This is a genomic window from Streptomyces sp. NBC_01197 (genome assembly GCF_036010505.1).
Taxonomy (GTDB): Bacteria; Actinomycetota; Actinomycetes; order Streptomycetales; family Streptomycetaceae; genus Streptomyces.
This window is the reverse complement of the sequence record NZ_CP108569.1, coordinates 4,246,424-4,267,490: the sequence shown is the minus strand read 5'-3', so window position 1 is coordinate 4,267,490 and position 21,067 is coordinate 4,246,424. Positions and strand designations below refer to the sequence as shown.

Below are 21,067 nucleotides of genomic sequence, written 5' to 3'. Positions count from 1 at the left end.
CCCACCAGCGGGGCCCCTGGGCGCCCGACGGCGGCTTCTCGGCGGGGGTCTTCTTCACCGAGGTCTTCTTGGCGGAGGACTTCCTGGCGGAGGACTTCTTCGCCATCCTCGTCCGCAGCGCACCCGGCAGCGCAGGCCTGCGCGAGGGGCGGCCCGTAGCCCGCCCGGAGTCCCGGCGCGGCGCCCGGTCCGCCCGCTGCCACCAGTGCTTGCGCCGAGGATGCAGCGCCCGTCCCAGCCGCCGCCCGATCAGCAGATACCCGATCAGCGCGCCCGCCGTGTTGAGGATCACATCATCGATGTCGAACGCGCGTCCGGTGATCAGCAGCCCCTGCGCGGTCTCGACGAGGAGCATCACCAGAGCGGTCACCAGAACGACCCGCAGCAGCCCGCGCGCCTTGGGGACGAGCACGGGCAGCAGCACCCCGAACGGCATCCCGAGCAGCACATTGCCGCCGAGCTGTTTGACCGTGTCCTGGAAGGCCGGCTGGTCCACGTACGTCCGGATCGAATGACCGGGTGTGAGGTTGGTGTGCGTGAGATCCACGGAGGCCACGGAAGGCACAAGCGTCACCCTGGCCAGGGCGACGGCGAAGCCGACCATGCAGACGAAACCGACCAATAACACAAGGGCGCGGGCGACGGCCGAGGCCCACGTACGACGCTGTAGCCGCGGTTCGGGGTCCATGACGCAGCGTGTACCCCGGACGGAATGCGCGACACTGGTGGTTTGGCCGTATCGAAAGGCCTCACGGCGCGAAGGGACTCATGGCGTGAATGGACCTCTCATCGTCCAGAGCGATAAGACGCTGCTCCTGGAGGTGGACCACGAGCAGGCGGACGCCTGCCGTCGCGCCATCGCACCGTTCGCGGAGCTGGAGCGCGCGCCCGAGCACATCCATACCTACCGGCTGACCCCGCTCGGCCTGTGGAACGCTCGTGCCGCCGGGCACGACGCAGAGCAGGTCGTCGACGCGCTGGTCGAGTTCTCCCGGTACCCGGTGCCGCACGCGCTCCTGGTGGACGTCGCCGAGACCATGGCCAGGTACGGCCGGCTCACGCTCTCCAAGCACCCCGTGCACGGCCTGGTGCTCACCTCGACCGACCGGCCCGTGCTGGAGGAGATCCTCCGGTCGAAGAAGGTCGCCCCGCTGGTCGGCGCCCGTCTCGACCCCGACACGGTCGCCGTGCACCCCTCCGAGCGGGGGCAGATCAAGCAGACGCTGCTGAAGCTGGGCTGGCCCGCCGAGGACCTCGCCGGGTACGTCGACGGCGAGGCGCACCAGATCGATCTGGACCAGGACGGATGGGCGCTCCGGCCGTACCAGCAGCAGGCCGTGGAGAACTTCTGGCACGGCGGCTCCGGCGTGGTCGTGCTGCCCTGCGGCGCCGGAAAGACTCTGGTCGGGGCCGGTGCGATGGCCGAGGCCAAGGCGACGACGCTGATCCTGGTCACCAATACCGTCTCGGCCAGGCAGTGGAAGCACGAGCTGATGAAACGCACTTCCCTCACGGAGGAGGAGATCGGCGAGTACAGCGGTACGCGGAAGGAGATCCGCCCGGTCACCATCGCCACGTACCAGGTGCTGACGACCCGCAGGAAGGGCATCTACCCGCACCTGGAGCTCTTCGACTCGCGCGACTGGGGCCTGGTCATCTACGACGAGGTGCATCTGCTGCCCGCGCCCGTCTTCAAGTTCACCGCCGACCTGCAGGCGCGGCGGCGGCTCGGCCTCACCGCGACGCTCGTACGGGAGGACGGCCGCGAGTCGGACGTCTTCTCGCTGATCGGGCCCAAGCGGTTCGACGCCCCGTGGAAGGAGATCGAGGCGCAGGGTTACATCGCGCCCGCCGACTGCGTGGAGGTCCGGGTCAATCTGACGGAGACCGAGCGGCTCGCGTACGCCACGGCGGAGGCGGAGGAGAAGTACCGCTACTGCGCGACGACGGCGACCAAGCGGAAGGTCACGGAGGCTCTGGTCCGCAAGCACCGGGGCGAGCAGACCCTGGTCATCGGCCAGTACATCGACCAGCTCGACGAGCTGGGCGAGCATCTGGACGCGCCGGTCATCAAGGGCGAGACGACGAACGCGCAGCGCGAGAAGCTCTTCGGGGCGTTCCGTGAGGGCGAGATCAGTGTGCTGGTCGTCTCGAAGGTCGCGAACTTCTCGATCGACCTTCCCGAGGCGACGGTCGCGATCCAGGTCTCGGGGACGTTCGGCTCACGTCAGGAGGAGGCGCAGCGGCTGGGCCGGGTGCTGCGCCCGAAGGCGGACGGGCACGAGGCACGGTTCTACTCGGTGGTCGCGCGGGACACGATCGACCAGGACTTCGCCGCGCACCGGCAGCGGTTCCTGGCCGAGCAGGGGTACGCGTACCGGATCGTGGACGCGGACGAACTGCTGGCGGAGAAGGACACGGAGAAGGATTCGGACGCCGACGACGGGACGGCTTCCTGAGCGGGCTGGTTTCAGCCGGCCTGCTCAGCGGGCCGGCTCAGCAGCCCACTCAGCGGCGGCCGTGTTCGCCGAGGATCATGACGCTGAAGGCGGCGGACGCGAAGGCCCCGACCGCGCGGACTGCGCTGCGGACGGGGTGGGCCGCGGGGGCACGGGACGCGGGGGTACGGGGCGCGGTGGCGGTTGCTGTGGTCATGTATCCATGATGGTTTTCCGGCGGTCCTGAGGCGTCAGGCTGTGGTCGGAACGCGCAGGGGGGACGTCTACGACTCAGGGCCCATCCGATCCCCTACGGGACGGACTCGCGACGTACGGAGACTCGGACGTACGGAGACTCGGGACGGTCCCCGCGGACGAGTGGAACGACGGCGCCTACCTGTCCCACCCGAACGGGACCGCCCCAAGCAGAGTGTCGGCCACGGCCAAGGAACTGCCGGTCAAGCGGTCCGCTCCCCGCTGCCCGGATGGACCAGGTTCCGGAGCTGGTCGACGGCGGTTCGGAGTGCTTCCAGCTCGGCGACGCGTTCCGCGTTCCGCTCGGCGACAGCGGCGTTGAGTCCGGCGAAGAACCGCGTGCGGTAGGCCAGGTCGGACTCGATGCGTTGCAGTTCCGCGAACAGGGCTGGCAGGCCGGGCCGTTGGGGGGCGAGTACGCGCATGATGCGGGGCAGGTGCCGTCGCAGGCGGATCTGCACGACTCCTGCGGCGAGGACGAGCCGGATCAGTGAGTACGTCACGATGACTGCCCTCCGTGGGCCGCCTGCCGGTGCCGCCTGCGCAGAACCCGGCAGTCGGTTTCCCTGCTCGCGTCGCCCTCGGCCTTGGCGACGGCTTCGGCGAGGTCGAACTCCTCGCACCGCGTGCATGGTTCGTCATCAGGTGTGGGTGTGAGTGTCACGATCCCAGCCTCCTGCGGCTCCGGCTCCGGGCATTGACCCGTGCGATCTCAACGGCAAGAAGCTCTATGCGAGTCGGTGTCCGAACCTCCTCGGGGACGGCCTCCCATTCGGCTCCGCCGCTCACCGGCCGAAGCGACCAGTACGGGCCGGCCAGCCCCCGAAACTCCCCGGTTCTATTGCCGTGCCCCGTATCGACCACGACCGTGCCGGGATCCGGGACGTATGAAGGTTCCTGCTCGTCCGGGGTGCTGTTCTGTGCAGCCACCACCGCTCCTCTCCGTAGTCATTCCACTACCAAGCGGGCTCAGCGTGACCTACAGTCGGGCTGTCTTCAACTTATGTGGCTTGTTAGATGAGTTGGGTGGGAGCCGTTGAACAGGAAAGAGTTGGACCCCAAAGAATCGCCGGGGGCGGCATTCGGACAGCGTTTGCGCACGTTACGGGATGAGCGCGGCTGGACGCAGGACGAACTGGGCGAGCGGATGGGGTGCACTGGAGCCCACATTTCTGCAGTCGAAACTGGTCGCCGCCCACCAACTAATCGCTTTTCGGCGAGCGCTGACAGAGTGTTCGGCACCGGAGACAGGTTCGAGCGTCAGGGGCGTGCAGCGCGGAACACGGCGCTGCTGGAGGGATTCCCGGAGTACGTCGCCCAAGAGGCACGCGCGGCGGAGATTCGGCTCTACGAAGTCGGCGTGATACCGGGCTTGCTCCAGACGCCGGAGTACGCATCAACGCTCGGGGACAGCACCGTGAAACGCGGCGTCACCTCGCCCGACCAGGCGAACGAGCGGATCCTGCTCGTTGCAGAGCGCCAAGCCTCGCTGATCCGGACACCGCCCCCACTGGTCTTCGTGGTACTTGACGAGAGTTGCCTCAGAAGACCCATCGGGGGTAGCTCCGTCATGGATGGCCAGTTGGCGCGGCTGGTCGAGTTCGCCGAGTTGCCGAACACCGTGCTCCAGATCGCTCCGTTTGACATGGGAGTCCGTCGCCCTCTCAGCCTGCCGGTAACCGTGCTCACGATGCCGGATCGGTCGCTCATGTCGTACGCCGAATCCGCCCAACGAGGCCACCTCGAAAGGGAAAGCACGTTCGTGCTACCGATGCTGACCGCCTACCATCAGCTACAGGCCGAAGCTGCCTCCCAAGCAGCATCCGTGGCCATGATCAACCAGTTACGAAAGGGCACCCCGTGACGACCGATCCTTCCCCCCGCTGGTTCAAGTCCTCGTACAGCGAGAACGGCGGTCAGTGCATCGAGGTCGCCACCAACCTCATCACCCCGCGCGGCCTGGTCCCCGTCCGCGACTCCAAGAACCCGAACGGCCCGGTCCTGGACTTCCGCACCAGCTCGTTCGCCTCCTTCGTGGCAGGCGTCAAAGCCGGAAAGTTCGGCACCGTCTGACCGCCCCCAGCCCGACTGACGCGTGAGCGGGGGGGCGCACCTCCCGTTCACGTGTCAGGGCGCGAGCGAGCGTGGTCGGCGCCGACCACTCCCGAGCTCAGCGGTCGGATGCCTTGTGGTGGGCGACGACCGAATCAGGACCCGGCGACATAAGCGTCTCGTGACCGTTCTCGGCGCGCACACGGTACGGCGGCGTCCCGTCCGGGCCGAGCACCTCCACAATCTCTACGACGTGGTCCTCCTTGCCCACGACCCGACCGTGGACGACAAGTCGGTCACCCTTGCTGGCGTGCATATCGGCTCCTTTGTGACGAGGTAGGGGCCTCAGCCCCCGCGCAGACCAATAATATCCATGGGTGACCGTTCGGCCACTGTGCGTTATCGCATCCGTCAGGCCGGTCGCCAGTCGCCGTCGGCGATGAAATCGGCTATGACGGCAGCAACGGCTTCGGGCTGCTCATCGGGGATGAAGTGGCCGGCGTCGGGCACGACGACTCCGGTGACATTGTCGGCCCACGGGCTGATGGAGGCCGCCATGTCCGGAATGGAGCCGTGGCTGCTGGAGATTCCGAGGATGGGGACGGTCAGGTGCTGCCGCTCGGCCGCCTCCTGGTTCTTGCGCGCCGACTCGGCGGCGGCCCGGTAGTAGGCGAGCGAGGCACGGAGGCCACCATCGGCGGCGACGGACGCCGCGTAGTGGTCGAGCTCGGCCTGGTCGAACGTGTCGGGAGAGTGGGCCTTCACCTTCAGGAACCAGCCGACGTACTCCCGTTCACGGCCGGCGAGCAGCAGCTCGGGCAGGTCGGGCACGGTGTGGAACGCGAAATGCCAGGTCTTCCACGCCCGGTCCGGGTCGGTGGGAATCGCCTCCGGGAGAGTGATGCCGGGGATCCCGGCGTCGAGCAGAGCGACCCCGCGCAGCCGGCCCTCGAAGTTGAGGGCGAGGGAGAACGCGACCCAGGCGCCGATGTCGTGGGCGACCAGCCAGTACGTCGACACTCCGAGAGCCTGCACGGCGGCGTGGACGTGCGCGGCGACTGTGTGTGTGTCGTAGCTGCCCTCCGGACGCTCGGAGTGGCCCTGCCCCGGCAGGTCGATGGCGATGACGTGGAACCGGTCGGCGAGGCTGGGCATCACATTTCGCCAGGCCCACCAGGTTTGCGGGAATCCGGCGAGCAGGACAACAGCTGGGCCGGTCGGCCGGCCGCCTTCGACGGCATGAAGCCGGACGCCGTCCGCGTCGACCCAGCGGTGAGTGAACCCGGCCAGATCGTGCACGGGCAGGTCGCGGACAGGGTTACGTTCCGAAGCATCGCCACCGCTGGTCGCAAAGTCGGTCACGGGTTCCTCCATCGGTGTCAGGTGTGCTGGTTCGGTTCGCCCGAGCACCGGGCCTTTCCGGTGCGGGAACCACGTCGTGGCGTCACGCTAACCATCTTGGATCGTTCAGTCAAAGATAATGTGACCGATCGATCCAAGATGCGCGTAGGATCACAACAGAGGGCACGAAAACGGGAGGTGCGCGGCATGTCGGGTCGGAAGCAGTTCGATGTCGGTGCGGCCCTGGACCAGGCAATGAGAGTGTTCTGGGAACGCGGGTACGCGGATGCCTCGCTCGACGCGCTCGGTTCCGCCACCGGCCTCGGCCGGGGCTCCCTCTACGGCGCCTTCGGCAACAAGGACGCCCTGTTCCGCCAGTGCCTCGACCACTACGCGTCGATCTACGGCTCGCAGTTCGAGCAAGCGCTCGCGGTGTCCGCCGGTGATCCGGTGCGCGCGGTGAAGGCATTCTTCGATGTCATCCTGGCGCGCATCGCCGACCCAACGGTTCCCACAGGCTGCCTCATCGCCCAGTCCGCCGCCCAGTCAATGACCCTGAACGAGGAGAACCGCACCCGGGTGCGTGGCCTGCTCGACACCCAGCGCCAGCGGGTGCGCGGGGCCCTGGCGGGCTCCTCGGTCAGCGCCCAAGTACTCGATGAGGTAGCGGAGTTCGTCGTCGCCGTAAACCAGTCGCTGGCCGTACTGAGCCGTACCGGCGCGTCGGACTCGCAGCTGCGCTCGGTGGTCTCCCTCACCTGCACAACCGTGGCCGAGACCCTCGCCCGGGCGAGCTCCTAGGACCGCGCTTACCTTGACGGAGGCCGGATCAGCCCCCGTCGGCCTTCCGGCCCGCCCCTTCGTGGAACTGGGGCGTGTAACAGACGGCGATGAGGAGCCCCTCCGGGCTGAGCAGTCGCGCGGTCACCTGCGTCCACGGCTCCGTCCGGGCTTCGTGGATCAGGCGGTACCCGCGCTGCTTCAGTTCCTCGGCTGCCCCGGCGACGTCCAGGACCTCGAACTCCACACTCGCTTGAGGGATGGGAACGTCCGTCGGCCACTCATCGGTTCCGAAGCAGGCGCGAGCGGCCTCGGCGAGCGGCCACAGCCCGAAGTGCTTGACGCCGTCCAGCCTGTGGGTGAAGACGTAGTCGCCCTCACCGCCTTCGAACGTCAGGTTCAGAGCGCCCTGATAGAACGCTCGCGCAGCCTCGCGGTCCCGCACGATCGGCGCGATACTCGTAACGAATTCGACCTGCAACGGCCTACCCTTCCGCTGGACACCCTGACAGACATCAGGATCAGCAGCCTTCCTCGGGAAGGACGTCAGCCACACCACCCACGCACCCGTTCGGTGCAACGGCGCGCCACCGTACCGTCTCAGTCCTCACAGAGGGTGGTGTGGCCTGGCGAAACGGACCAGGGGCGCCAAGACGCCCGAAGGCGGCGTACCCAACGACCGGTTCGCCACCGTGCTCACCCGCGCCCTCGCCGGGGCGCTGGGCTGGCTCCGCAGCCGGTATCAGCGGGTGGCTCAGCGGCGGGTTTCGACCTCCAGCTCGCCGTGGATCAGCGTACGGGCCAAGTCGCCGGCGAGCATGTCGTGCGGGAAGCCGAGTTCTATCGCGCTGGCCTCGTCGAGGCGGGCCAGTTGGGCGGCGGTGAAGTCGACCTCCAGGGCGCCCAGATTGTCCTCCAACTGCGCGGGGGTGCGGGCGCCGATGGTCGGTGCGGTCACGCCCGGGTTCTGCAAGGTCCAGGCCAGCGCGACCTGGGCGGCTGTGCGGCCCAGCTCCGCAGCGACCTCCTTCACGGCGTCCACGATCGCGAGATTGCGTTCGGTGAGCGCGCCGCCTGCGATGGTGACGCTTCTGCGGGTGCCGTCGCCGGATGCGACGTCAGCCGCGGTCAGGTCGTCGCGGCTGTACTTGCCGGTGAGCACCCCGCCTGCCAGCGGTGACCACGGGGCCACCCCAAGACCCATCTCGCGCGCCATGGGGATCAGGTCACGTTCCCCGGCACGCTCGATCAGGCTGTATTCGATCTGCAGCGCGACCAGCGGCGACCAGCCGCGCAGATCGGCGATCGCCTGCATGCGCGACACCTGCCAGGCCGGGGCGTTGGAGATCGCCACGTACAGGACCTTGCCCTGCCGGACCAGATCGTCCATGCCGCGCAGGATCTCCTCGACCGGCGTCGTGGGATCCCACATGTGTAGGTAGAGCAGATCGATGTAGTCCGTATTCAGCTGTCGCAGACTGGATTCCACCGAAGCGAACAGGCTCTTGCGGTGGCTGCCCCCGGAATTCGGATCGCCGGGCCTGCGCAGCGTCGAGTATTTCGTCGAGAGCACCAGGCTTTCGCGGTTGTCGCGGGTGAATTCGCCCAGCAGGCGCTCTGAGCTGCCATGGGTGTAGGTGCTGGCGGTGTCGATGAAATTGCCGCCGCGCTCCACGTAGAGGTCGAACAGCTTGCGCGCCTCGTCCTGTTCGGCGCCCCAGCCCCATTCGGTACCGAAGGTCGCCGCGCCCAGCGCCAGCGGTGAGACCCGCAGCCCGGAGCGGCCCAGCAGTCGGTAAGTTCCGAGGGTGAGCGACATCGTGTCCTCCTGTGCTTGTGATCCGTTGCCGGAAACAAGTCTGTGACCGCCGCGAGCCCGGGATAAGGGAGAGAAGTTCCTGGGAATGCCAGTCCTACCCTGACTGTTGATCGAACGTGATGACCCGAACCGCGGACACGACAACCGTGGACACGACACAGGAGTTGGCTGCGTTTCTGCGGGCCCGGCGCGAGCGCCTGGATCCGGACGACTTCGACCTGCCGTCGCGTCGGCAGGCCCGGCGGACCCCGGGCCTGCGCCGCGAAGAGGTCGCCGAACTGGCCGGGGTCAGTACCGACTACGTCGTACGGCTGGAACAGGGCCGCGGGCTGCGGCCCTCAGCGGACGTGGTGGAGGCGCTGGCCCGTGCGCTGCGCCTGGCCTCCGGCGAACGCGCCTACCTCTTCAACCTGGCCCGACAACGCCCCCGCAACGCCGACAAGCTCGCCACCACTGCCGCGCCTTCGCTGGCCCGGTTGGTCGCCGATCTGTCGCCGCTGCCGGCCATGCTGATGAACCACCGCTACGACATCCTGGCCTGGAACGGCGAAATGGCGGGGCTGCTACTGGATTTCGACACCCTGCCGCCGTCGCAGCGCAATTCGATGTGGCTGTGCCTGATGCATCCGAAGGTGCGTGAGCTCTATGTCGACCGCGAACGCGTCGTACGGGAGGGGGTCGCTCACCTGCGCGCCGCGTGGGCCGCCTATCCGGAGGACCAGGCGTTGACCGACCTCATCGCCGAATTCATCGCCCATGACGAGGAATTCGCGCGATTGTGGGCCGAGCGGGACATCAAGGTCAACGGCCGTGGGCACAAAGTGCTGCGACATCCTGACATCGGTGTGATCGCGGTGGATTTCGAAGTGCTGATGCCACTTCAGGATCCGGACCAGCGGTTGGTGATCTACCGCGCCGCGGACGATGACAGCCAGTCGGCATTGGACCGGTTGTGCGCACACCCTCGGGACAGGAAGCCGTGATCAATTGACCACCGGGGCCGGCCTCGGGCGCCACCCCTACTTGGTCGTGTGCGTGGGGTAGACCTCGACGTCCGTGTAGGCGCCCTTGATAGCCCCCGCGCCCTCAGGCCAGTTCAGGGTCACGGTGTGGGTCTCGTTCGGGGGCGTCACCAGGATGTTGGTCGGGCGCGAGAGGCTGTTGCCGGTCTTGAGGACGGTGTAGGCGATGTCGAAGACAGCGGCGTCGCCGGGCTTGAGGGTGGTGATACGCGGCTGGGCGTGGCCGCGCTCGATGGGGTTCGAGGTGTGGTCCTCGTCCTTGATGTCGACGCCCGCGAAGCCCGTCGCCGAGCAGGTGGTCGCCCCCCGGTTGATCATGGTGATGTTGACCCTGCCGGGGTCCGCCGCGTCGGGCGCGGCGTCTATGGCCAGGTCCTTCGTCTTGCAGAACGTGGCCTTGCCGCCGGTCGTCGTCGCACCGTTCGAGGTTGTCTCCGCCTCGGTGCCCTGACCCGAGCCCGACTTCGTAGTGCCGGCCTCCGAGCCGGAACCCGAGCCGGCCTCCGACTTCGAGCCCCCGCCCGAGGCCGAAGAACCCGTGGCCGAAGAACCCGTGGCCGAAGTATCCGAGGCCGAAGTGTCCGAGGTGCCCTTGGAGGACGAGTCCTGCCCGGAGTTGTCGCTGCCACAGGCGGTGAGCGAGAGAGTGGCGGCGAGGCTGACGGCGGCGAGAGCAGTGATGCGGGTGTACTTCATGGTGTTCCCCGAGGTGTAGTGCGGTGCAGGTTGTTGGAACCATTTCTATCTCGCACCGAGTTACAGGGGGTCCTCCACGACGTCTTCGTTCTGTCACAGGCGTTCTGTCACAGGCGTTCTGTCACAGGCGTTCCGCCAGAGGCGTATGACCTCACCGTCCGCCGAGGCGCCGTCGTACGGTCAGTCCTGATCCTGGTCCCGCCGCGAACCCGGCAACCCGTCGATCATCAGGCCGACGGTGAAGTCGAAGCGGTCGTGGATGGTTCCGGCGGTGAGTTCGGCGGCGTAGCGCTTGGTCTGGGGGAAGGTATCGGGCAGTGCGGCGAACCGGCGCAGCAGTTCGTCGCGGCTGACGACCCAGTTGCCGTCACTGCTGTTGTCGCCACTGCCGTTATCGTCACTGCTGCTGAGCCGTCTGCCGGCCAGGGAGACTTCGAGGCTGTACGCGTTGACGTAGAGCGACAGCGAGTCGATCGCCCAGGCGGCAGCCTGCGGGTCGATGCCCCCGGCGAGCAGGAGGGCGAGCATTCCCTCGCTGAAGCGCAGCGTGTCGAGGTTGGACGGAGCCGCGGCGAAGGCCGCCTGGGAGATGCCCGGGTACCGCAGGTACTGGTCGCGCAGCTGGGTGCAGACGCCGATGAGCTGCTGCCGCCAGAGGGCGGGGTCCGGCTCGGGCAGGTCGACCTCGGCGCACAGACGGCCGATGAGCAGCTCGTCCAGGTCTTCCTTGTTGACCACATGGGCGTAGAGCGACGACGGTCCCGTCTCCAGCTCGGTGGCCACGCGCCGCATCGTCAGGGCTCCGTAACCCTCTCTCTCCACGATGCCGAACGCGGTGCTGATGATGGCATCGACCGTGATCGGCTTCTTGCGCCCGCCGGACGGCCCACGCCGGGCCGCGGGTGCGCTGGAGCCGGTGGAGAGCTGGTGCCGCGCTGCGCGCCGTTGCTGCGGGGTCGGTGACATACGGGCAAGTCTAGCGATCGGGGAACGGTGTTCTACAACACAAAGAACGGTGTTCGTATTGGCAAGAACATTGCTCGGATGTAGAACAGTGTTCGTGTCCATTACCCAACGCACCTCTCAAGCACCCGCCACCACCGAACTGCCGATGCGCACCGCATGGCTCGTCCTGGTCGTCGTGGTCACGGCCGACATCATGGATCTGATCGACTCCAGCGTCGCCAACCTCGCAGGCCCGTCCATCCGCGCCGACCTCGGCGCCGGCCAGGTGACCGTGCAGTGGGTGCTGAGCGCCTACACCGCGACCTTCGCGCTCGGCCTGGTCACCTCGGGGCGGCTCGGGGACCTGCTCGGGCGCCGACGACTGTTCCTGATCGGCATGACCGGCTTCACCCCGGCCTCACTGGCCTGCGGTCTCGCCCCCCACGTCGTCTTCCTGATCGTCGCCCGCACGCTGCAGGGCCTGTGCGGGTCGGTCATGATCCCGCAGGGGCTGGCCCTGGTGAAGGTCGTGTTCCCGCCCCGGCACCTGCGCAAGGCGCTGACCCCCGTCGGCCCGCTGATGGGCCTGACCATGGTGGCCGGGCCCATCCTGGCGGGCTGGCTGCTCCACCTGGACCTGTTCGGCAGCCAGTGGCGCTCCATCTTCCTGATCAACGTGCCGTTCGGCATCGTCGCCGCCGTGCTCGCCTGGCGTGTGCTGCCCCGTCGCGGCGGGGAGGACCCGGCCGCCCGCCTCGACCTCACCGGCGTCGGCCTGCTCACGGCGGCCTCGGCCCTGCTCATCGTTCCGCTCATCCAGGGGCGCGACCTCGGCTGGCCCGCCTGGACCTACGTCATGATGGCCGCCGCGGTCGTCCTGCTCGGACTCTTCGTCGTCTCCCAGCGGCACAGTGAGCACCCGGTCATCACACCGTCGCTGTTCCGCAAGCGCAGCTTCGTCGTCGGCCTGGTGATCGTGGCCGGGTTCTACGCGTCACTGAGCGCGTTCGTCCTCGTCATCAACCTGCTGCTGCAGCAGGGCATGCACTGGACGCCGCTGCGCACCGGCCTCACGCTGATCCCCTGGGCCCTCGGTACCGCAGTCGCCGTCCTGCTCGCGGGCGCGGTGCTCGCCGAGAAGCTGGGCCGCGCCACCCTGCACCTGGGGCTGGCCATCTCCGTCATCGGCCTGCTGGCCCTGTGGTGGTCCGTCGCCCACTGGGGCGCCGGCATCACCGTCTGGAACCTGGCGCCCGCGCTGCTGCTCACCGGGTTCGGCTCCGGGCTGGTGTTCGTCCCGCTGGTCGACTTCATCATCGGCGACGCCACCCCCGAAGAGGTCGGCACGGGCGCCGGCCTGCTCAACGCCGTCCAGCAGTTCGCCGGCGCCATCGGCGTCGCCGCCCTCGGTACGGTGTTCTTCGCCCGGGCCGGACAGCTGTCCGGCCAGTCCTGCCTCGCCGCCGCCGAACTGGTCTTCGGCATCGCCGCGGGCCTGGGCCTCCTGACGCTGCTGCTGGTGGGCCTGCTGCCCAAGCACGCACAGCAGGCGCACGGCTGAGCCACCCGCCCAGGGGACGCGGTCCCGCGAAAAGGCCCCCGTAACCAGAGAGGCCCCTGAAAAACCCGTTGGCCCCCACCTCCACCAGGTGACTACAATCGTCGCTTCCCCGCCTCCCTCAGGGAGCGTCGCCGTCCGGCTGGTACCGGAGGCTGTCACGCCGCGATCAGCCGTACCCGCCCGGAGGCCACACCGTGCCCACGCACGTTTCGCAGGACATTCCCGAGGACATTCCCGACGACGTACTCGACGGCGTACTCGATGACGAGCCCGCCGACCCGCTCGGCCGGGAACGGGCGCACCTCTCCGGCTCCCGCGCGGCCCTGCGCGCGATGCGTGCGGACGTCGAGGGGCTCGACATCCGCGACGTCACCGCGAACTGGGTCAACGCCGCCGTCCTGCAAGCGCAGATCGACGACCGCATCAAGGCGCTCGCCGACCTCTCGCACACCCCGCTCTTCTTCGGCCGGCTCGACTACCAGCACGCCCCCGGCGCGGACCTCGCCGAGGGCGGGGAAGGCGAGCGCTTCTACATCGGGCGCCGCCATGTGCACGACGCCGAGGGCGACCCGATGGTCATCGACTGGCGCGCCCCCGTCTCGCAGCCGTTCTACCGGGCGTCCACCAAGAACCCGATGGACATCGGGCTGCGCCGCCGCTTCGGCTACACCGGCGGTGAACTGACCGCGTACGAGGACGAGCACCTGACCTCCCCGGCCGCGTCCGACCAGCGCACCACCAGCAAGCTGCTTCAGGCCGAGATCGAGCGGCCCCGTGTCGGACCGATGCGGGACATCGTGGCGACCATCCAGCCCGAGCAGGACGAGATCGTACGGTCCGACCTCGGCGGCACCGTGTGTGTCCAGGGCGGCCCCGGCACCGGGAAGACCGCCGTGGGACTGCACCGGGTCGCGTACCTCCTGTACGCGCACCGCGAGCGGCTGGCCCGCACCGGCACCCTGGTCATCGGACCGAACCGGTCCTTCCTGCACTACATCGAGCAAGTCCTGCCCGCCCTGGGCGAGTTGGAGGTCAAGCAGGCCACGGTCGACGATCTGGTCGCGGGCGTCGAGATCCGGGGCACCGACACCGCCGATGCCGCCGTCATCAAGGGCGACGCCCGGATGGCGGAGGTGCTGCGCCGGGCCCTGCGCTCGCATGTGACGCTGCCGACCGAGCCCGCGATGGTCGTACGGGGCTCGCGCCGCTGGCGGATCCCGGCGTACGAACTGGAGGAGATCGTCAACGAGTTGCTGGCCCGCGACATCCGCTACGGCGCCGCCCGCGACGCGCTCCCGCAGCGCATCGCGCACGCCGTCCTGGTCCGGATGGAGCAGGCGGGCGAGGCGCCCGACGACCGGGTGCAGGACGCGGTGGCCCGCAACCCCGCGGTGAAGGCCGTGGTCAAGGCGGCCTGGCCGCAGGTCGATCCGGGCAAGCTGGTGCTGCGGCTGCTCTGCGACGCGGAGTTCCTCGCCACGCACGCGGAGTCCATCCTGACCGGCGACGAGCAGCGGACGATCCTGTGGGCGAAGCCGGCCCGGTCGGTGAAGTCGGCCAAGTGGTCCCTGGCGGACGCGGTACTGATCGACGAGGCGAGCGATCTGGTCGCCCGTACGCACTCTCTCGGCCATGTCGTCCTCGACGAGGCGCAGGACCTCTCCCCGATGCAGTACCGCGCGGTCGGCCGCCGCTGCACGACCGGTTCGGCGACGATCCTCGGCGACCTGGCACAGGGCACCACGCCCTGGGCGACGTCGGGCTGGGCCGAGGCGCTGCACCACCTGGGCAAGGGCGACGCGCATGTGGAGGAGCTGACGGCCGGCTTCCGCGTACCGCGCGAGGTCATCGCGTACGCGTCCCGGCTGCTGCCGCACATGTCACCGGGGCTGGCGCCCGTCTCCTCCGTACGGGAGAACCCCGGTTCGCTGGAGGTGCGGACGACGGAGGATCTGGACACGGCGGCCGTCACCGCATGCCGGGACTCGCTGCGCCACGAGGGCTCGACGGGCCTGATCGCGGCCGACGCCCGCATGCCCGCCCTGTCGGCGGCGCTGACGGCCGCGGGCCTCGCCCATCTGGAACCGGGGCAGGAGACCAGCGCGGATTCCCGGCTGACGCTGGTGCCGGCCTCGCTCGCCAAGGGCCTGGAGTACGACTACGTGGTCCTTGACGAACCGGCGGCGGTGGTGGCGGGCGAACCCGACGTACGAACTGGCCTGCGCCGCCTGTACGTTGCGCTCACCAGGGCGGTGTCGGGCCTGATCGTGACGCACACACTGCCGCTGCCGGAGCAACTGGGCTGAGGCGGTCGCCGGCCTCACGGTCGGACCGCCGAGCAGCCTCAGCCACCGTCCAGCGCGCCCCGCCACCTCCGCACCGCAGCCGCGTCGACCGGCAGCTCCCAGCCACCCGGCCGGGCCGCGCCCCCGATGTGTACGGCGTCGACCCCCGCGCCCAGCAGCCGCGGAAGGTGTTCGAGCCGCAGCCCGCCGCCGACCAGGATCTGCGCCTCGTACCCCGGCTGGCCGCTGCGCGCCGCCTCGGCGAGCAGGGTCGGCATCCCGTCGGAGACCCCGGTGGCCGAGCCCGCCGTGAGGAAGGTGTCGAGCCCCGGCAGGTCGGCGAGCTCCTTGCGGAGCGCGTCGCGGTCGGCCGCGCGGTCGATCGCCCGGTGGAACGTCCACGGGCAGCCCTCGATCTCGGCGACGATCCGCTCGACCGCCACCAGGTCGGGGTTGCCGTCGGCGTTCAGGAAACCGAGTACGAACTGGTCGGCGCCCTCGGCCCGCAGATTCCGTGCCGCCGCCACGAGCGCGTCGATGTCACCGGCGGCGAACCCGTCGGTGAGCCGCAGCATCACGCGCAGCGGGAGGTCGACGGCCGCACGGATCGCGGCGAACGTCTCACGGGACGGTGTCAGCCCGTCGGCCGCCATGTCGGTGACCAGTTCAAGGCGGTCGGCACCACCGGCCTGGGCGGCGATCGCGTCCTCAGCGGAGAGCGCGATCACCTCCAGAACTGCACGGTTGCTCATCAATTCCCCATCTTCGCGGGCTACGGGACTTCCAGGACTACGGCTTCGAGGGCTACAGGTCTAGTCCAGTGGACACCCTACGGCCCGGCCCCGCGCCTCCGCAGCCCGCATCCGGACCCGCGAGGCGGTACCTCCACGAGGCGGTACCTCCGGCTCCACGAGGCGGTACCCAGGTCATACGAAGCGGTGCCCGGCACCGGCACAATGGCCCCATGCCCCAGGACGCGCCCCACGACCTCACCACCCGCTGGCACCAGGCCCTCACCGCCGCCCGCGAAGGCGCCGCCGTACCCGAGGCGCCCGACCCGGGGCCGTACGCCGAGAACCTGCTCGCCCGCTGGGCCGAGCCACACCGCAGGTACCACACGACCGCCCACCTCACCGCCGTGCTGGACCACATCGACACCCTCGCCGGCCACGCGGCGGACCCTGCGGCCGTGCGGCTCGCCGCCTGGTTCCACGATGCGGTGTACCGGCCGGACCGCTCGGAGAACGAGGAGCGCAGCGCCCAGCTGGCCGAGCGGGCGCTCACCGAGGCGGGGGTGCCGGAGGCCCGTACGGCGGAGGTGGCCCGTCTGGTCCGGCTGACCGTCGGCCACGATCCGCAGCCCGGCGACACCAACGGGGAGGTGCTGTGCGACGCGGACCTGGCGATTCTGGCCGCGACCCCCGCCGCGTACGGCCAGTACGCGGCCGCTGTACGGGAGGAGTACGCGTTCGTGCCCGACCCGGCCTTCCGTGAGGGCCGCTCGGCGGTGCTGCGTGAACTGCTCGGGCTGCCGAGGTTGTTCCACACGGATCACGGACAGACGCAGTGGGAACCGAGAGCACGCCAGAACCTGGCCACGGAACTGGAACTGCTGACGCTCTGACAGCCGGGGCAGGGGGTGAGCCGGGGCAGCCGGTCACCGGCAGACGTCGCCCCGGCTGCGCGCGTTGGCCAGCGCGTTGCGCGCGATCAGCTGCTCACGCGCTGTGACCGCCCGGAGTGCGCCCTCGGGGCACTTCCATTCGGCGCCGCCCGCCGGCGGACGCAACCGTACGAACCCGGCGTCGTACCCAATGACCTCGCCGACCTGGCCAAGCCGGGTGTCCATGACGTACGCGCCGTTCACCGGCCCGTCGTCCGCCTCCTGGGCATCTGTGCTCACCGTCATGCCTGTGCTCCTCCCCCAACTCCCCCGTGACATGCACAGAGTGACCATGCACCACCCACCCGCACCACCTGGGAACACCAGACCTGCACCACTCGGCCACATCATCCGGCCACACCGCCCCCCGCCCCGGCCCGCCCCGGCCCGCCCCAGCACGGGCCCCCGGACGGGCCTCCGGACGGGCCCCCGGACGGGCCCAAGCGTGGGAATGTGATCTCCTACGCCGTCGTTGGCACCTGGTATGCCCGCTACCACCGAACGTGCCCGTATGCCGCTAGCCGTCCACATCCTGGGGCTCGCGGTCTTCGCGCTGGGCACCAGTGAGTTCATGCTGTCCGGGCTGCTGCCCGACATAGCCGACGACATGAACGTGTCCATCCCGCAGGCAGGGCTGCTCATCTCGGCCTTCGCGATCGGCATGGTGGTCGGCGCCCCGCTGCTCGCCGTCGCCACCCTGCGACTGCCCCGCCGCACCACCCTGATCTCCCTCATCACGGTCTTCGGCCTGGGGCAGGTGGCGGGCGCGCTCGCCCCGAACTACGCGCTGCTCTTCGCCTCACGCGTCATCAGCGCCTTCGCCTGCGCGGGCTTCTGGGCCGTCGGCGCGGCGGTGGCCATCGCGATGGTGCCGGTGAACGCCCGTGCCCGCGCCATGGCCGTGATGATCGGCGGCCTGTCCATCGCGAACGTCCTCGGGGTCCCCGCCGGCGCGTTCCTCGGCGAGCACCTGGGCTGGCGCTCGGCGTTCTGGGCGGTCGGCGCGGCATCGGCCATCGCCCTCGTCGGGGTCGCCACGCTGATCCCCCGGATCCCGCTGCCCGCCGAACGGCCCCGGCTCCGTACCGAGCTGAGCATCTACCGCGACCGCCAGGTCTGGCTGTCCATCGTGATCACGGCGCTCGCCGCCGGCGGCGTCTTCTGCGCGTTCAGCTATCTGGCACCGCTGCTCACGGACGTGGCGGGGCTGGCCGACAGCTGGGTCCCGACGGTGCTGGCGCTCTTCGGCGTGGGAGCGCTGGTCGGTACGACGGTGGGCGGCCGGGTCGCGGACGCGCACCTCTTCGGTGTGCTGCTGACCGGCATCGCGGCTTCGACGATCTTCCTGGTGGCCCTGGCCCTGCTGGCCCACAACCCGGCCGCCGCGGTGGTCCTCTCGTTCCTGCTGGGGACTTCGGCCTTCTACACGGCCCCCGCCCTGAACGCCCGGATGTTCAACGTGGCGGGCGCGGCCCCCACCCTGGCGGGCGCCACCACCACGGCCTCGTTCAACCTGGGCAACGCCGGCGGCCCCTGGCTGGGCGGCGCGGTGATCAGCGGAGGCTTCGGCTTCGCGGCTACGGCGTGGGCGGGCGCGGCCATGACAGTGGTGGCGATCATCGCGGTGACGGCTTCACTGCGGCTGCACAGGTCCCAGTCGCGAGTGGTGGCCCGCTCGTCGGACCTCACCCTGGCAGCGGAAGCGGTGGCTACGGAGGCGGTAGCTACGGAGAACGTCTGACCTGGCGGGGTCAGGGGTTACTGCGGTGTTCACTCGTCCGTGGGACGCTGAGCGAAGCGGCGCGAGGTGATACCGCTGTCGATCTACGCTCGCCCCGTCGGGCCACCGAAGAAGGGAGTCGCGATGACCGCCGCGATGGCCGAGAACGACCGGATGCCGCACCGTCGTCCGTGGGACGACCTGCTGCGGGCCTGGCGGGAGCTGGACGTGCCCGAGGGGTGGCGCGCAGAGATCGACGGAGGGCAGATCCTCGTAGTACCGCCGCCACACGCACATCACAACGGCATCGCAGCCAAGGTGCAGCGGTCGCTGTACCGGACCCTGCCCGAAGAGCTGGAGATCTACCAGACGCTGGGCATCCACATCGCCCGCCTGGACAAGCTGTACGTACCCGACCTGGTCGTCATGCCGGCCGCGCTGATCGCCGCCGCCGATCCCGACACCAGCGACCCCGTGGACGCCGCCGAAGCGCTGCTGGTCGTCGAGATCACGTCGAAGAGCAATGCCAAGGACGACCGGACCAAGAAGCTCTGGGCCTACGCGCACGCGCCCGTGCCCGCCTATCTTCTGATCGACCGGTTCGACGAGCACGGCCCGACGACCACCCTCTTCAGCGCCCCCCTGAACGGTGCGTACAAGCACAGCGAGCGCATCCCGTTCGGCGACCAGGTGAAGCTTCCGGACCCCTTCGGCGGGGTCCTGGACACGGGCACCTTCCCTCTCTGACCGAGTCGGCCGGACGCCCCGAAGGCCCCGCGCGCCACGTCCGCCCTACGCCGGCCGTCCCTTCGGGCGGCGCAGCCCGGCTCCCGTGAGTCTGCGTACCAGTTCCTTCGAGCCGATCTCGACCGCTCCCGCCGCCACCGCGTCCGCGTACCGGTGTGACGGCAGGTCGTAGTGGTCCCGTTCGAAGGCGCGGGCCGGGCAGCCGATCGACGCGGCGAACGTGTGCAGTTCCTCGTACGAGACGTCGCTGACCAGGTGCGACCACATCCTGCCGTGACCCGGCCAGGTCGGCGGGTCGATGTACAGAGTCATGAGAGCGCGCCGACCGGGGCCACGATCACGGCCTCCTTGGCGCAGACCCAGTGCGGGTCGGGGCCCAGCTCCGGCTCGACCTCCAGTGCGTGCGGGTCCTGGCAGACGGGGCAGAGCGGCCAGCGGCCGTACCGTTCGAGGAGCGCGTCCTGGACGTCCTGGGCCACCAGACCGGCGACGAACTCGGCGCCCTGCGGCCACTGCTCCACCCACCAGCGGCGATGCGTCACCGCGTCCTCCACCAGCGAGACCACATCGGCCTCGGCCACATCGCGGGACGCGAGATCGGCGAGCACCAGCGCCCGCGCTTCGTGCAGGGACTGTTCCAGGGGAGTCACGGGATCCATGGCTCCATTGTCCCCGGTCGGGAGAGAACCGGCCGGGCGGTCACAGGTGAAGCGAGCGGATGGGGTCGGACGGAGGGGCTTGACGCCTCATGGGTGCGAAAATATCTTTCACATGTGACCAACAACGTGAAGGAAATTTTCACTGGCGCTTCCGCCCCTCCCGCGCCCGCCGCCCTCGCCGCCAAGGTCCGTACCCTGGCACCCTCCATGACCCGCTCGATGCAGCTGGTGGCCGAGGCCGTCGCGGGCGATCCGGCAGGCTGCGCGGCCCTCACGGTCACCGGCCTCGCCGAACTCACCGGCACCAGCGAGGCCACCGTTGTCCGTACCGCCCGCATACTCGGTTACCCCGGTTACCGGGACCTCCGCCTCGCCCTCGCCGGGCTCGCCGCCCAGCAGCAGTCCGGCCGGGCTCCCGCCGTCACCGCGGACATCGCCGTCGACGACCCGATCGCGGACGTCGTCGCCAAGCTCGCCTACGACGAGCAGCAGACCCTCGCCGACACCGCGGCCGCCCTGGACACCGTCCAGCTCGGCGCCGCGGTCTCCGCGCTCGCGACCGCCCGCCGCGTCGACATCTACGGCGTCGGCGCCTCCTCGCTCGTCGGCCAGGACCTCGCCCAGAAGCTGCTGCGCATCGGGCTGATAGCGCACGCGCACAGCGACCCGCACCTCGCGGTCACCAACGCCGTGCAGCTCCGCTCCGGCGACGTGGCCATCGCGATCACCCACTCCGGCGCCACCGGTGACGTCATAGAACCGCTGCACACCGCCTTCGAGCACGGGGCGACCACGATCGCGATCACCGGCCGCCCGGACGGCCGCGTCTCGCAGTACGCCGACCACATCCTCACCACGTCCACCGCCCGCGAGAGCGAACTGCGGCCCGCCGCGATGTCCTCCCGTACCAGCCAGCTGCTGGTCGTGGACTGCCTGTTCATCGGGGTCATGCAGCGGACGTACGACCGGGCGGCCCCGGCGCTCGCCGCCTCGTACGAGGCACTCGCCCACCGCCACACCCCCCGCACCAACGGCACCCGCTGAGCCGGACCACGTCACCCCTCACCGCATCACCGCACCGCAC

24 protein-coding genes and 1 pseudogene are annotated in these 21,067 nt (G+C 69.6%); 11 read left to right on the top strand and 14 right to left on the bottom strand.

What is annotated here, in order from left to right:
* Positions 1-193: 193 nt before the first annotated feature.
* Positions 194-688, bottom strand: a pseudogene (locus tag OG452_RS19580) (VanZ family protein); the annotation flags it as partial.
* Between the two features lie 85 nt (positions 689-773).
* Between OG452_RS19580 and OG452_RS19575 the strand changes: the two are divergent.
* Positions 774-2,459 carry a DNA repair helicase XPB gene (locus OG452_RS19575; RefSeq protein WP_327296868.1) on the top strand — a complete coding sequence of 562 codons (1,686 nt, stop codon included), beginning with the start codon at positions 774-776 and terminating at the stop codon, positions 2,457-2,459.
* A gap of 49 nt (positions 2,460-2,508) precedes the next feature.
* Here the strand turns inward: OG452_RS19575 and OG452_RS19570 are convergent, their stop codons facing one another.
* From OG452_RS19570 to OG452_RS19560, 3 genes are all read right to left on the bottom strand, one after another.
* Positions 2,509-2,655, bottom strand: coding sequence for a hypothetical protein (locus tag OG452_RS19570; RefSeq protein WP_327296867.1), 147 nt, complete (start codon positions 2,653-2,655; stop codon positions 2,509-2,511).
* Between the two features lie 241 nt (positions 2,656-2,896).
* A complete protein-coding gene (locus OG452_RS19565; protein WP_327296866.1) occupies positions 2,897-3,196 on the bottom strand; it encodes a hypothetical protein in 300 nt (99 codons plus the stop codon).
* The gene (locus OG452_RS19560; RefSeq protein WP_327296865.1) at positions 3,193-3,357 is read right to left on the bottom strand and encodes a hypothetical protein; all 165 of its coding nucleotides are present in this window, start codon (positions 3,355-3,357) and stop codon (positions 3,193-3,195) included. The genes OG452_RS19565 and OG452_RS19560 overlap by 4 nt, the downstream gene beginning before the upstream one ends.
* Positions 3,358-3,729: 372 nt before the next feature.
* Between OG452_RS19560 and OG452_RS19550 the strand changes: the two genes are divergently transcribed.
* Both OG452_RS19550 and OG452_RS19545 read left to right on the top strand, forming a co-directional pair.
* Complete coding sequence (locus OG452_RS19550; protein ID WP_327296863.1) at positions 3,730-4,557, top strand: helix-turn-helix domain-containing protein; 828 nt, start codon at positions 3,730-3,732, stop codon at positions 4,555-4,557.
* The gene (locus tag OG452_RS19545) at positions 4,554-4,766 is read left to right on the top strand and encodes a DUF397 domain-containing protein (protein ID WP_327296862.1); all 213 of its coding nucleotides are present in this window, start codon (positions 4,554-4,556) and stop codon (positions 4,764-4,766) included. Before OG452_RS19550 ends, OG452_RS19545 begins: the two co-directional genes overlap by 4 nt.
* A 97-nt stretch (positions 4,767-4,863) precedes the next feature.
* Here the strand turns inward: OG452_RS19545 and OG452_RS19540 are convergent, their stop codons facing one another.
* On the bottom strand, positions 4,864-5,061 hold the full coding sequence (locus OG452_RS19540; RefSeq protein ID WP_327296861.1) for a DUF1918 domain-containing protein: 198 nt from the start codon (positions 5,059-5,061) through the stop codon (positions 4,864-4,866).
* Positions 5,062-5,156: 95 nt separating this feature from the next.
* The gene (locus OG452_RS19535; RefSeq protein ID WP_327296860.1) at positions 5,157-6,119 is read right to left on the bottom strand and encodes an alpha/beta fold hydrolase; all 963 of its coding nucleotides are present in this window, start codon (positions 6,117-6,119) and stop codon (positions 5,157-5,159) included.
* Between the two features lie 174 nt (positions 6,120-6,293).
* Between OG452_RS19535 and OG452_RS19530 the strand changes: the two genes are divergently transcribed.
* The gene (locus tag OG452_RS19530; protein ID WP_327296859.1) at positions 6,294-6,887 is read left to right on the top strand and encodes a TetR/AcrR family transcriptional regulator; all 594 of its coding nucleotides are present in this window, start codon (positions 6,294-6,296) and stop codon (positions 6,885-6,887) included.
* Positions 6,888-6,915: 28 nt separating this feature from the next.
* Here OG452_RS19530 and OG452_RS19525 read toward each other — a convergent pair whose 3' ends face one another.
* Positions 6,916-7,347: a VOC family protein gene (locus OG452_RS19525; protein WP_327296858.1), complete on the bottom strand. Its 432-nt coding sequence runs from the start codon at positions 7,345-7,347 to the stop codon at positions 6,916-6,918.
* 273 nt (positions 7,348-7,620) lie between these two features.
* Entirely contained in the window at positions 7,621-8,685 is a 1,065-nt protein-coding gene (locus OG452_RS19520) for an aldo/keto reductase (protein ID WP_327296857.1), read from the bottom strand.
* 146 nt (positions 8,686-8,831) lie between these two features.
* Between OG452_RS19520 and OG452_RS19515 the strand changes: the two genes are divergently transcribed.
* Positions 8,832-9,668, top strand: coding sequence for a helix-turn-helix transcriptional regulator (locus OG452_RS19515; RefSeq protein WP_327296856.1), 837 nt, complete (start codon positions 8,832-8,834; stop codon positions 9,666-9,668).
* A 36-nt stretch (positions 9,669-9,704) separates the two neighbouring features.
* Here the strand turns inward: OG452_RS19515 and OG452_RS19510 are convergent, their stop codons facing one another.
* Together OG452_RS19510 and OG452_RS19505 are read right to left on the bottom strand one after the other, a co-directional pair.
* Positions 9,705-10,403, bottom strand: coding sequence for a DUF4232 domain-containing protein (locus OG452_RS19510; RefSeq protein ID WP_327296855.1), 699 nt, complete (start codon positions 10,401-10,403; stop codon positions 9,705-9,707).
* Positions 10,404-10,583: 180 nt separating this feature from the next.
* Entirely contained in the window at positions 10,584-11,369 is a 786-nt protein-coding gene (locus OG452_RS19505; RefSeq protein ID WP_327296854.1) for a TetR/AcrR family transcriptional regulator, read from the bottom strand.
* Between the two features lie 94 nt (positions 11,370-11,463).
* Between OG452_RS19505 and OG452_RS19500 the strand changes: the two genes are divergently transcribed.
* Positions 11,464-12,909 carry a DHA2 family efflux MFS transporter permease subunit gene (locus OG452_RS19500; protein ID WP_327296853.1) on the top strand — a complete coding sequence of 482 codons (1,446 nt, stop codon included), beginning with the start codon at positions 11,464-11,466 and terminating at the stop codon, positions 12,907-12,909.
* Positions 12,910-13,139: 230 nt separating this feature from the next.
* Positions 13,140-15,215, top strand: a complete 2,076-nt coding sequence (locus OG452_RS19495) for a HelD family protein (protein WP_327299696.1) — start codon at positions 13,140-13,142, stop codon at positions 15,213-15,215.
* A 38-nt stretch (positions 15,216-15,253) separates the two neighbouring features.
* Here OG452_RS19495 and OG452_RS19490 read toward each other — a convergent pair whose 3' ends face one another.
* Entirely contained in the window at positions 15,254-15,946 is a 693-nt protein-coding gene (locus tag OG452_RS19490) for a copper homeostasis protein CutC (protein WP_327296852.1), read from the bottom strand.
* Between the two features lie 212 nt (positions 15,947-16,158).
* Here OG452_RS19490 and OG452_RS19485 point away from each other — a divergent pair, with 212 nt between their 5' ends.
* Positions 16,159-16,818, top strand: coding sequence for an HD domain-containing protein (locus OG452_RS19485; RefSeq protein ID WP_327296851.1), 660 nt, complete (start codon positions 16,159-16,161; stop codon positions 16,816-16,818).
* A gap of 33 nt (positions 16,819-16,851) precedes the next feature.
* Here OG452_RS19485 and OG452_RS19480 read toward each other — a convergent pair whose 3' ends face one another.
* A complete protein-coding gene (locus OG452_RS19480; protein WP_327296850.1) occupies positions 16,852-17,103 on the bottom strand; it encodes a hypothetical protein in 252 nt (83 codons plus the stop codon).
* 265 nt (positions 17,104-17,368) lie between these two features.
* Between OG452_RS19480 and OG452_RS19475 the strand changes: the two genes are divergently transcribed.
* Positions 17,369-18,598 (top strand): Cmx/CmrA family chloramphenicol efflux MFS transporter, encoded by a 1,230-nt coding sequence (locus OG452_RS19475; RefSeq protein ID WP_327296849.1) that lies wholly within the window; start codon positions 17,369-17,371, stop codon positions 18,596-18,598.
* Positions 18,599-18,721: 123 nt separating this feature from the next.
* Positions 18,722-19,324 carry a Uma2 family endonuclease gene (locus tag OG452_RS19470; RefSeq protein ID WP_327296848.1) on the top strand — a complete coding sequence of 201 codons (603 nt, stop codon included), beginning with the start codon at positions 18,722-18,724 and terminating at the stop codon, positions 19,322-19,324.
* Positions 19,325-19,369: 45 nt separating this feature from the next.
* Here the strand turns inward: OG452_RS19470 and OG452_RS19465 are convergent, their stop codons facing one another.
* Together OG452_RS19465 and OG452_RS19460 are read right to left on the bottom strand one after the other, a co-directional pair.
* Positions 19,370-19,636: a DUF4031 domain-containing protein gene (locus OG452_RS19465; RefSeq protein ID WP_327296847.1), complete on the bottom strand. Its 267-nt coding sequence runs from the start codon at positions 19,634-19,636 to the stop codon at positions 19,370-19,372.
* The gene (locus tag OG452_RS19460; protein ID WP_164262680.1) at positions 19,633-19,983 is read right to left on the bottom strand and encodes a hypothetical protein; all 351 of its coding nucleotides are present in this window, start codon (positions 19,981-19,983) and stop codon (positions 19,633-19,635) included. The genes OG452_RS19465 and OG452_RS19460 overlap by 4 nt, the downstream gene beginning before the upstream one ends.
* A 114-nt stretch (positions 19,984-20,097) precedes the next feature.
* Between OG452_RS19460 and OG452_RS19455 the strand changes: the two genes are divergently transcribed.
* Entirely contained in the window at positions 20,098-21,027 is a 930-nt protein-coding gene (locus OG452_RS19455) for a MurR/RpiR family transcriptional regulator (protein ID WP_327296846.1), read from the top strand.
* The last annotated feature ends 40 nt before the right edge of the window (positions 21,028-21,067 follow it).